The 10,656-nt window shown below is 71.3% G+C and carries 9 protein-coding genes and 1 tRNA gene; 5 read left to right on the top strand and 5 right to left on the bottom strand.

Translation table 11 applies throughout. The features are described from left to right. Positions 1-3,577, top strand: a 3,577-nt coding sequence (hrpA, locus tag FNX44_RS17610; RefSeq protein WP_143649233.1) for an ATP-dependent RNA helicase HrpA, incomplete at its 5' end; no start/stop codon positions are given. A gap of 31 nt (positions 3,578-3,608) precedes the next feature. Here hrpA and FNX44_RS17605 read toward each other — a convergent pair. The 3 genes from FNX44_RS17605 to FNX44_RS17595 all read right to left on the bottom strand — a co-directional run bounded on the left by FNX44_RS17605 (position 3,609) and on the right by FNX44_RS17595 (position 5,735). Beyond that, positions 3,609-3,869, bottom strand: coding sequence for a hypothetical protein (locus FNX44_RS17605; protein ID WP_143649232.1), 261 nt, complete (start codon positions 3,867-3,869; stop codon positions 3,609-3,611). Positions 3,870-4,014: 145 nt separating this feature from the next. Next, the gene (locus tag FNX44_RS17600) at positions 4,015-5,184 is read right to left on the bottom strand and encodes a fibronectin type III domain-containing protein (RefSeq protein ID WP_143649231.1); all 1,170 of its coding nucleotides are present in this window, start codon (positions 5,182-5,184) and stop codon (positions 4,015-4,017) included. Positions 5,185-5,387: 203 nt separating this feature from the next. Next, positions 5,388-5,735, bottom strand: coding sequence for a helix-turn-helix domain-containing protein (locus tag FNX44_RS17595; RefSeq protein WP_143649230.1), 348 nt, complete (start codon positions 5,733-5,735; stop codon positions 5,388-5,390). Between the two features lie 366 nt (positions 5,736-6,101). Between FNX44_RS17595 and FNX44_RS17590 the strand changes: the two genes are divergently transcribed. Further along, positions 6,102-6,176: transfer RNA gene (locus FNX44_RS17590), tRNA-Asp, on the top strand. A gap of 133 nt (positions 6,177-6,309) precedes the next feature. After that, positions 6,310-6,513 (top strand): DUF6274 family protein, encoded by a 204-nt coding sequence (locus tag FNX44_RS17585; protein ID WP_143649229.1) that lies wholly within the window; start codon positions 6,310-6,312, stop codon positions 6,511-6,513. Between the two features lie 547 nt (positions 6,514-7,060). Here FNX44_RS17585 and bldC read toward each other — a convergent pair. Both bldC and FNX44_RS17575 read right to left on the bottom strand, forming a co-directional pair. Then, positions 7,061-7,267, bottom strand: coding sequence for a developmental transcriptional regulator BldC (bldC, locus tag FNX44_RS17580; protein ID WP_003949541.1), 207 nt, complete (start codon positions 7,265-7,267; stop codon positions 7,061-7,063). Positions 7,268-7,758: 491 nt separating this feature from the next. Continuing rightward, entirely contained in the window at positions 7,759-8,628 is an 870-nt protein-coding gene (locus FNX44_RS17575; RefSeq protein ID WP_143649228.1) for a DUF8083 family protein, read from the bottom strand. A 168-nt stretch (positions 8,629-8,796) separates the two neighbouring features. Between FNX44_RS17575 and FNX44_RS17570 the strand changes: the two genes are divergently transcribed. Next, on the top strand, positions 8,797-9,903 hold the full coding sequence (locus FNX44_RS17570) for a Leu/Phe/Val dehydrogenase (RefSeq protein WP_143649227.1): 1,107 nt from the start codon (positions 8,797-8,799) through the stop codon (positions 9,901-9,903). A gap of 398 nt (positions 9,904-10,301) precedes the next feature. After that, on the top strand, positions 10,302-10,541 hold the full coding sequence (locus FNX44_RS17565; protein WP_143649226.1) for a DUF3073 domain-containing protein: 240 nt from the start codon (positions 10,302-10,304) through the stop codon (positions 10,539-10,541). The last annotated feature ends 115 nt before the right edge of the window (positions 10,542-10,656 follow it).

Genomic DNA, 10,656 nt, shown 5'->3' with positions numbered 1-10,656 from the left:
TCGGGAATCGTCCTGGCCGGTCCGGCCCTCTTGTCCCGACCGATCGTTCGGTTACCCTGGCCCCAGTCCCGCTCGTCCACACCCCGGACTCTCGACGAGGAGATGGTCCCCGATGGCCGCCGGAGCGCCGATCATCGAGGTCAGCGGGCGTACGTACCCGGTCGAGGTGCGGTACCGGCCGCTGCTGGAGGAGGGCGCCGAGGACGCCGACCGCGACCAGGTCACCGCGATCTGCGACGCCGTGGACGAGCTCCAGGCTGAGGGCCCGGGCGACATCCTGGTCTTCCTCTCCGGCGAGCGGGAGATCCGCGACACGGCGGACGCGCTGGAGAAGAAGTTCCGCCGGGCGGGTGGGCCGCCGGGCGGCCCGGGGACGGAGATCCTGCCGCTGTACGCGCGGCTGTCGCACGCCGAGCAGCACCGCGTCTTCCAGCGCCACTCGGGGCGGCGGATCGTGCTGGCGACCAACGTCGCCGAGACGTCGCTGACCGTGCCCGGCATCAAGTACGTGATCGACCCCGGCTACGCGCGGATCTCCCGGTACAGCCACCGCACGAAGGTGCAGCGGCTGCCGATCGAGCGGATCTCGCAGGCGAGCGCCAACCAGCGCAAGGGCCGCTGCGGCCGGACCTCGGACGGCGTGTGCATCCGGCTGTACTCGGAGGAGGACTTCCTCTCCCGGCCGGAGTTCACGGACGCGGAGATCCTGCGGACGAACCTGGCGTCGGTCATCCTCCAGATGGCGGCGGCCGGTCTCGGCGAGATCGAGCGCTTCCCGTTCATCGACCCGCCGGACCACCGCAGCATCAAGGCCGGTGTGCAGCTGCTGGAGGAGCTGGGCGCGCTGGAGTCCGGCCCGGCGAAGCCGCGGCCCCAGCCGGACGCCTCCGCTGCCCCGGGCGTGGAGGCGAAGTCCCGGAAGCCCGCGAAACCCGTGACGTCCGCGAAGCCCGCGAAAGGCGGCGGCCGGAAGGGTCCGCGCCTCACCGAGACCGGGCGGCGGCTGGCGCAGCTCCCGGTGGACCCCCGGCTGGCCCGGATGGTCCTGGAGGCGGACCGGAACGGCTGTGTGCGCGAGGTGATGGTGATCGCCGCCGCGCTGTCCATCCAGGACCCGCGCGAACGCCCCGCCGACAAGCAGCAGCAGGCGGACCAGCAGCACGCCAGGTTCCGCGACGAGACGAGCGACTTCCTCGCGTACCTCAACCTGTGGCGGTACGTCCGCGAGCGGCAGAAGGAGCTGTCCTCTTCGGCGTTCCGCCGGATGTGCCGCAACGAGTACCTGAACTACCTGCGGATACGCGAGTGGCAGGACATCTACGTCCAGCTGCGGCAGGTGGCGAAGACGATGGGTGTGCACTTCGGTGAGCAGGAGGCGTCGCCGGACGCCGTGCACCGTTCCCTGCTGGCCGGTCTGCTCTCGCACCTCGGCCTGAAGGACCCGGAGAAGAACGAGTACCTGGGGGCGCGCGGCGCGAAGTTCGCGGTGTTCCCGGGTTCGGCGCTGTTCCGGAAGCAGCCGCGCTGGCTGATGTCGGCGGAGCTGGTGGAGACGTCCCGGCTGTGGGCGCGGGTGAACGCCCGTATCGACCCGGACTGGGTGGAACCGCTCGCCGCACACCTGGTGAAGCGCACGTACAGCGAGCCGCACTGGGAGCAGAAGCAGGCCGCGGTGATGGCGTACGAGAAGGTCACCCTCTACGGGGTGCCGATCGTGGCGCAGCGGAAGGTCAACTACGGCCGGATCGACCCGGAGACCTCCCGCGACCTGTTCATCCGCAACGCCCTCGTGGAGGGCGACTGGCGGACGCACCACCAGTTCTTCCACGAGAACCGCAAGCTGCTGGTCGAGGTGAAGGAGCTGGAGGACCGGGCCCGTCGCCGCGACATCCTGGTCGACGACGAGACCCTGTACGACTTCTACGACCAGCGCGTACCCGAAGACGTCGTCTCCGGGGCGCATTTCGACTCCTGGTGGAAGCACCGCCGGCGCGCCGAGCCGGACCTGCTCAACTTCGAGAAGTCGATGCTCATCAACGAGCGGGCGGAGTCCGTCAGCAAGGCCGACTACCCGGACTCGTGGCGGCAGGGCGATCTGCGGCTGCGGGTGACGTACCAGTTCGAGCCGGGCGCGGACGCCGACGGCGTCACCGTGCACGTGCCGCTCCAGGTCCTGAACCAGGTGACGCCGGCCGGTTTCGACTGGCAGATCCCGGGCCTGCGCGAGCAGGTGGTGACCGAGCTGATCCGTTCGCTGCCGAAGTCGCTGCGGCGGAACTTCGTTCCGGCCCCGGACTTCGCGGCGCGCTTCCTGCGGGCGCTGGACGAGCGCGGCTACGGGCACCGCTCCCCCGCCGGGCCGCCCGCCGAGCCGCTGACCGCCGTCCTGGCACGGGAGTTGGTGCGTCTGACGGCGGTCCGCGTCACACCCGAGGACTTCGACTGGTCGAAGGTCCCCGACCACCTGGTCGTGACGTTCCGGGTCGTCGACGAGCGGCGGCGCAAGCTGCCCGGCGAGTCGGAGAGCAAGGACCTCGACGTGCTGCGGGCCCGCTTCAAGCCGAAGGCGCAGGCCGCGCTCAGCCGCGCCTTCGACGCCTCCGCCGGTCGCGGGGGCGGCGGACGCCGCACGGAGAAGACCGGCGGCACGGAACCGGCGCAGGACACCGCCCCCACCCAGCGCACCGGCCTCACGTCCTGGACGATCGGCACGCTGGACCGCACCTTCGAAACCCGACGCGGCGGCCAGCCGGTACGGGCGTACCCCGCCCTCGTGGACGACGGCCCGAAGGCGGCGACCGTCTCGGTGCGGCTTTTCGACACCGAGGAGGAGCAGCAGGACGCGATGCGCGCCGGCACCCGCCGGCTGATCACGCGGAACCTGCCGTCCGACCCGGCGAAGTTCGCCCAGTCCAAGCTGAGCAACCAGCAGAAGCTGGCACTGTCCAGCACCCCGCACGGCAGCGTGCAGGCACTCTTCGAGGACTGCGTGGGCGGCGCCGTGGACCAGCTGGTGGCGGCGAACGGCGGCCCGGCCTGGGACGAGGAGGGCTTCCGCAAGCTCTTCGACGCCGTCCGGTCGGACGTGGTCGACGCGACGATGCGGACCGTGCGCCAGGTACAGGAGATCCTGGCGGCCTGGCAGTCCTGCGAGCGGCGGATGAAGTCGCCGCCGCTGTCGACCAGCCCGGCCCTGGTGGCGTCCGTCGCCGACGTCCGGCAGCAGCTCTCCGAGCTGGTACCGGCGGGCTTCGTGACCCGGCACGGCGCCGCACGGCTGCCGCACCTGCTGCGCTACCTGGTCGCCGCCGACCGCCGCCTCCAGCAGCTGCCCACCAGCGCGCAGCGTGACCAGGCCCGGATGGCGAAGGTCAAGGAGATGCGGGACGAGTACGAGTGGCTGCTGGAGCAGTTCCCGCCCGGCCAGCCGGTGCCGGCAGCGGCCCGGGAGATCCGCTGGATGCTCGAGGAGCTGCGCGTCAGCTACTTCGCCCACGCCCTGGGCACCGCGTACCCGATCTCCGACAAGCGCATCGTCAAGGCCGTCGACGCCGCCGTCCCCGCAGCCCGCCGCTGAGCGAGCGACGGGCTGCGGGGGCGCGCCGGGGTCAGGCGAAGGTCATCAGCAGGAAGAACACGTACAGGAAACTGGCGCCGCCGAGCGCCAGGCCCAGTGCGGGCAGCGTGCGCCGCTGCGCCCGGCTCAGTCCGAAGCCGCCGAAGGTCGCCGCGAGACTGCCCGCGAGCAGCGGGACGGCGGGGCCGATCACGCCGACGAACACCGCGGTGAGCAGGGCGACAACGCCGAGGGCGAGCGAGACCGGCCCGTAGAGCGTGGCGGGGCTGTCGGTCGATCCGGCGGCGGTCATGTCGTGTTCCTCGGTCTTCTCTGTCGGTCTCTTCCGGCCCTCACGGGCCGGGGATGTGCTGCTGCCCCGTCCCATGGTCGCACCCGACGGGCCGGGCGCGGGCCCGTCGGGGTGGCGACCGTGGTGCGGTGCGACGCAGTGGGCGTCAGAACTTGCCGTAGTAGCCGGTCAGGTCGGCCTCCCGGCAGAGGATCGAGCCGACCAGGCACTTGGCGTCGGCGTACTTGCGGGTGAGGACGTTGGTGACCTTGCCGCCGTCGTAGATGTAGATGTGGTGGTTGGGCATGAGCCGGTACTTGCCCGAGCGGATGGCGTAGTTGCCGCTGGTCGTCAGGTTCATGGTGAAGGCGCCGCTGATCGCGCCCTTGACGCCGCCCAGCCCCTTGCAGAACGGGTTGGTCGCGTGCAGCACCATCCGCACGTCGACGTTGTTCGAGCCCGAGCCGAGCTTCTTGGCCTCCATGTTCTTGTCGGTGGCCGTCTTCTTCGCCACCTCCTTGCCGTCCGACTTCCGGTACACGTGGGTGGGCCGGACGTGCTTGTTGCCCTTGACCGACTTGTCCTTCCAGGTGATCGTCGCGTGCAGGGCCGTCCGGTACCGGCTGGACTTCCAGTCGAAGGCGGTGCGGTCGTCGCCGCCGAACTGGAACTTCGTTCCGTAGTCGCATCCGGCGGAAGGCGCGTTGATCCGCTTCTGCGGGATGAAGGTGATCCAGGACAGGGTGGTCGTCGAGGCGACCTTCGCGGACTGGGCCCGGGACGCCGCCTGCCCGCGCAGGCCGGTCAGGGAGCCGGAGGCGGGGACGGAGACCTTCACGCCCCAGAGCTTCGCGCCCTTGGCGCCGCCCTCGGGCAGGACGGGCAGCACCTGGTAGTCGTACTGGGTGCCGGGGCTGACCCGCCGGTCGCGGAAGGAGGTGACGCCCGCGCCCAGCTTGGCCACCTCGCGGCCGTCGCGCAGCACGGCGTAGCGGGCGTTGTCGGCGTAGCCCTTCCAGGAGAGGTCCACGAAGGAGGTGCCGGCGGCGGCGGTGATCCCCTGGTGGGCCAGGGAGGAGTCGACGACGGCCGTCTCCCCGGAGGGCGCGCGCAGGACGCGGAAGCCGTGCCGGTCAGCGGTCCTGCCCTGGGCGCCGGCGGCGCTCACGCCGGAGACGTCGGCCAGCTTGCTGGAGGATATCTTCGCGAACGAGAACGTAGCCGTCTCCGCACGCGGCGGCTGGGCCGAGCTGGCGGACGCCGGGAGCGCGAAGGACGTGAGGGTGAGCGGGACGGCGGTCAGCGCCGTCAGCTTGAGGACACGGTGGGACGCCACGTGGTGAGTTCCTTTGCTGCGAAGGCGAAACGAGGCTGAGGTGTCAGAGGGCGGGCGACGGAACCTACGGACGCCCCCGTTCTGGGTGGTCGGTCGCGCGGAGCCTATTCGCCGGACGCGCGGGGCCGCTATTGCCCTTCGGGGCAGCGCACTCGGGGGCAGTACGGCCTCGGCGTTCCCGCCGGCCCGGCCGCGAAGCGGCGTCAGGCGACAAGCGGTTCGGGCCGCTCCTCGTCGAGATGGCGCACGCACCGCACGTCCTCGCACAGCAACCCGTGCAGCAGCACGGAGGCCACCGCGGCCTCCAACCGGGAGGGCAGGCGCAGCTTCTCCAGCACCCGCGCCGTGTGGGCCTTCACCGTGCGCTCGGCTATCCCCAACTCCGCTGCCAACTCGCGGTTGTTCATCCCCGTGCCGAGCAGCAGGAGCACCTGGCGCTCCCGCCGGGTCAGGCGTTCCAGCTCCACCGGGCCGCCCACCGGGTCGATGCCGAGGTGCCGGTAGGGGCACTTGGCCGTCGACTTCCCGTGATCTGAACTGTCGTTCCCCATGTCTCCCCCATGAGCAGGGCGGTCCGACGCCGGCGCGCCGGCAGCCGACCACCAGGATCCGACTCGGACGTGGGCCGCGCGGTCGTCGGCCGACCGGGCGCGTGCGGCGCGCGGCGAGGCGACGACGTGTGGTCGTCGTACGCGGCCCCTCGGCGCCACCGCTCCCGAGGAGCCCGCACTCCCGGGCGGCGACGCCGCTTCCCAAAGTAGCCCAGGGGTCCGACATCGGTGCCCGCCCTTCCGGCGGCGGCCCGCGGAAGGGGAGAACGGGGAGGTCGGGCCGCTTCTGGGGACGGATTCGCTCTGAGTGGCCGGGCTGCTGTAGAGTCTCGTCTCGCACCACCGGGGAGCCGGTGGAGGCAGCCTGGTCCTGTGGAGCAGTTTGGAGTGCTCGCCACCCTGTCAAGGTGGAGGCCGCGGGTTCAAATCCCGTCAGGACCGCATGTACGTCGAAGGGCGTCCCCGCCAGCGGGGGCGCCCTTCGACGCGTTGTCGTGCTCCACGCTTCCGCGTTCCGGGCGGTCTTGACGGGGGCTCGGCGGGCCAGTACTCCTCGTGCAAGGAGGTGGCGCCCATGGCTGCGACCCGGGATGACCAGGGGAACGGGCGGCACGCGACGCGGGCGCTGTTGCGCGCGCACCTGTCTGCCGCCGTCCGGCACGGGCACTCGACCCGTCGATGTGTGATCTGCCACCGCCTGCGGCTGCTCGCCGCGCAACAGCCCGAGCAGGTGCAGCGGGCGGCGCCGGAACCGGCAGCGGAGTCGGACGGCGGGTGAAGTCCCGCACGGGGATGACAAAAGCCCGACGCGGGCCCCTCTGACGTGCCAAGGTGAACGGGCAACTCCCCCGCGGCGAACGGCGGGTGGCGCCGTTACCGCACCTTCCGCACGGCCGACAAGAGGGTCGACGCTGTGACGGTAGTCACTCAACTCGGGGTGAGGCGGGCGCTTCTTATCCCGCCCCTACGGCCGGTCGATAGAATATGTGCAATTTCACCGGTCGAGGCAAGAGGGGTGTGGCAACCTCCGCGCGCCCGCGTGACGGGCCACCGCACCCGTCACGGACAAGGGAGTCGGGGCGTCGGCGACCGCTCGACGAGCGCGTGAGCGCCGCCGGTGGCGCCGTGGGGGGCCGCGGGGCGGCGAGATGTCCGCCGAGCGCCTCGGGGCGCCACGGGCGCGGCAGGGGCGCACTCGGCGGCTCGCCCGCCGCCGGGCCCACAAAACACGGATCGCGCCGGACCCGGCGGAGTCCGACGCGATCAACGATCAAGTGCCGTATGGGGACGGCGACCTGTCGCGTGCTGCTGTGCTACCTGGTTGTTCAGGCCTCGCTGCGCTGCTGCGGGATACCCGCGAGCAATGCGCGCACCTCCGCTTCGCGGTAGCGGCGGTGCCCGCCGAGCGTGCGGATCGACGTGAGCTTGCCTGCCTTTGCCCAGCGCGTGACCGTCTTCGGGTCGACGCGGAACATCGTGGCAACCTCAGCCGGAGTCAGCAGTGGCTCGGCATCAGGGGTGCGAGCGGTCATGAGCGGCCTCCTCGGGAGAACCGAACCATCACGGTTCTTTCCTCTAAATTCTGCACCTTGACCCGCGTTGCCCGAAATGGCGCACGCAAGTCGAGTCGGTTATAGGACGAACGGCTTGTCCTCGGCACTACAACTACACCATCTGTCCAGCCTCGTCGGCCAAACCGATGGATTTGCACCCTCCCGCACACAACCTCCACAAAGGCTGTTGAATCGTGTCATAACGGACAGTCATCAAGGGATGACCATCCGTTACCGGAGGTGACGAGGCGTCACGGGTGGTGCTTCAAGCAACGCCGAAGCGCCCGAACCAAGTTGGACGGAAGGAGACCGTCCATGGCCCCTTGTCCTATTTTGACACGAGGGGTTGCCTTGAGAGCAAGGGGGGCTTTGTGTGATCCATCACCCCTTGGGGGCAATGCCCCGGATCGACAGGTTGATCCGAGCCCCCGAGCCGAGCCCCGAGCCCGAGCCCCGCGGCGGTCGGCCGGTTAGTTCGCCAGCTGCCGCCGCTGCACCTCGCGCCAGCGCTCGGCCAACCTCTCGTAGAGCTCGCCCGCGCGCTCCTCGTCGCCGTCCCGCAGCGCCGTCAGCCCCTCGTCGGCGTCAGCCGCCGAGTGGTCCTCGGCAAGCTGCTCCTCGGGGATGAGCCGCAGCAGTCCGCCGTAGTCCAGCTCGACGAGCGACCGGGGGTGGAACTCCTCCAGCCAGCGACCCACGTCTACCAGGCCGTCGACCAGCGGGCCCTCCGCCAGTTCCGTGCGGAGCACCTTAAGCGCCCGCGCGATCCGGCGTCTGGCCTGGACCATCGGTGTGCGGTAGCGCAGCCGGGGACCATCCGGCGCCTTCCCGAAATCCCGCTCTTCATCCCTGAAAAGCAGAAACCATCGGATCGGCACGTGCCACAGGGCCGTACGGATCCACACCCGGCCGTCCGCAAGGCTCTCGGCGGGCCCCTCCGAGGGTTCAGACGGCCCCGGCAGGTCCGACGACCCCGACGGCTCCGGCCGCTCGCGCGCCGCCGGCGGCAGCGCCGCCTCCAGCACCGGCGGCGGAAGCTCGCGCTCCGCCGTGGCGAGCGCCTGCCCGCAGCGCTGCCGGGTCCGCCACGGGCAGACGTACAGCACGCCGTCGACCTCCGCGACGAACGCGTCGCCGCTCTCCCGCTCCGGCACCGGCACGGGTGGTACGGCGGTCAGGCGCACCAGGGCGGCGCGCGTCTCGTCCTGCGCGCCCGGCCGGTCCGGGCGCTCCGCGTAGGCCCGCCAGCGGGCCCGCTCCGGCTCGGGGAACGCGGCCAGCGGTTCGTAGACCCGCAGGTACGCCGGATACGGCACGCTCACCGCCGTCGTCGGGGCCACACGGCCTCCTCACTCCCAGTGGGGCGGCTACCGGCGCAGCCGCGGTCTCACGATGGTGACAGCCCCGGGCGACGGGGCCACAAAGCGCTCATCAGGTCGTACCCTGCTGCGCATAGACCCTCCCCACCCACAGGAGGGTGTCCACCCCCGACTACAGGAGTCACCACAGTGACTGACGTACGTCACTCCGCCAGCGCCGACGGAGTACTCCACACCCTGTTCCACTCGGACCAGGGCGGCCACGAGCAGGTCGTGCTGTGCCAGGACCGTGCCAGCGGCCTCAAGGCGGTCATCGCGATCCACTCCACCGCACTGGGTCCCGCCCTCGGCGGCACCCGGTTCCACGCCTACACCGACGAGGAGTTCCCCGAGGAGGCCGCCGTCCTGGACGCGCTGAACCTCGCCCGGGGCATGTCGTACAAGAACGCGATGGCCGGGCTCGAGCACGGCGGCGGCAAGGCTGTCATCATCGGTGACCCCGAGCAGACGAAGTCCGAGGAGCTGCTGCTGGCCTACGGCCGGTTCGTGGCCTCGCTGGGCGGCCGCTACGTCACCGCCTGCGACGTCGGCACCTACGTCCAGGACATGGACGTCGTCGCCCGCGAATGCCGCTGGACCACCGGCCGCTCGCCGGAGAACGGCGGCGCCGGCGACTCCTCCGTACTGACCGCGTTCGGCGTCTTCCAGGGCATGCGGGCCAGCGCCCAGCGGCTGTGGGGCGAGCCGACGCTGCGCGGCCGGAAGGTCGGCGTGGCCGGCGTCGGCAAGGTCGGCCACCACCTGGTGAACCACCTGGTGGAGGACGGCGCCGAGGTCGTCGTCACCGACGTGCGGGAGGAGTCCGTGCGCCGGGTGCGGCAGACCCACCCGCAGGTCGCCGTGGTCGCCGACACCGAGGCCCTGATCCGCGTCCCCGACCTCGACGTGTACGCGCCGTGCGCGCTCGGCGGCGCGCTGGACGACGACACCGTGCCGGTGCTCACCGCCAAGGCGGTCTGCGGCGCGGCGAACAACCAGCTGGCGCACCCGGGTGTGGAGAAGGACCTCGCCGAGCGCGGCATCCTCTATGCCCCCGACTACGTGGTGAACGCCGGCGGCGTGATCCAGGTCGCCGACGAGCTGCACGGCTTCGACTTCGCGCGTGCGAAGGCCAAGGCCACGAAGATCTTCGACACCACGCTGGAGATCTTCGACCGGGCGGCCACCGACGGCGTGCCCCCGGCGGCCGCCGCCGACCGGATCGCCGAGCAGCGCATGGCGGCCGGCCGCGCGTGAGCCGGGTGGGCCGCTGAGACCGAACCGGGCGCGCCGCACACGCGGTGCGCCCGGTTCGGAACACGAACACGGCCGGCAGCGCGTACAGTGTGGCGCGAGGACCGACCGTTCGGGTGGCAAGCCGGTCACCCGCCGTGACGGTCCCGGCGGGGAGACGCGTTTCACGACCCCGCCGGGGACACGCCTCGACAAGAAGGTAAAATCGCCTTTGACCAGCGAAGAACAGGTCACAGGGCGTGGCGGGAACCTGCCGGGTCGCGCGGGCGACGTACCGTACAGCGGCGGAAGCAGGTACCGTTGAAGCTCTAGGAGCCGGACTCTCAGCGAGGGTCCGCTCTCACCATGAACGCGTGTCAGACTCTGGGGCCGTCGAGCCCCGTCGTTGAGGGGGTCGAGCCATGGGGCGCGGCCGGGCCAAGGCCAAGCAGACGAAGGTCGCCCGCCAGCTGAAGTACAACAGTGGCGGGACTGACCTCTCGCGTCTGGCCGAAGAGCTGGGCGCGACGACGTCGCAGCGGCCGGCGAACGGCGATCCGTACGAGGACGACGAGGACGACCCGTACGCGCGGTACGCCGAGCTGTACAACAGCGATGACGACGAGGACGAGGGAGACGCTGCGAAACGGCGTGGCGCCTGAGGCGCCTCCCTCGTAGCGGGCGGTCGTCCGCATTGAATCCGGTCCGGGGCCAAGGGTCCAGGGCCGGATTCTGTGCGCCCGGCGCAAGCCGGGCGCGGGGGTCTCCCTCCCCGAC

The organism is Streptomyces alkaliterrae (assembly GCF_007097205.2).
GTDB lineage: Bacteria > Actinomycetota > Actinomycetes > Streptomycetales > Streptomycetaceae > Streptomyces > Streptomyces alkaliterrae.
The sequence above is the reverse complement of the archived record's forward strand: the minus strand, read 5'-3'. Positions and strand labels throughout refer to the sequence as shown.

Excerpts from the sequence above, each read along its gene's own strand:
- FNX44_RS17605 (WP_143649232.1), bottom strand. The coding sequence starts at position 3,869 with ATGACCGCCGCCGGATCGACCGACAGCCCCGCCACGCTCTACGGGCCG.
- FNX44_RS17595 (WP_143649230.1), bottom strand. The coding sequence starts at position 5,735 with ATGGGGAACGACAGTTCAGATCACGGGAAGTCGACGGCCAAGTGCCCC.
- FNX44_RS17565 (WP_143649226.1), top strand. The coding sequence starts at position 10,302 with ATGGGGCGCGGCCGGGCCAAGGCCAAGCAGACGAAGGTCGCCCGCCAG.
- FNX44_RS17585 (WP_143649229.1), top strand. The coding sequence starts at position 6,310 with ATGGCTGCGACCCGGGATGACCAGGGGAACGGGCGGCACGCGACGCGG.
- bldC (WP_003949541.1), bottom strand. The coding sequence starts at position 7,267 with ATGACCGCTCGCACCCCTGATGCCGAGCCACTGCTGACTCCGGCTGAG.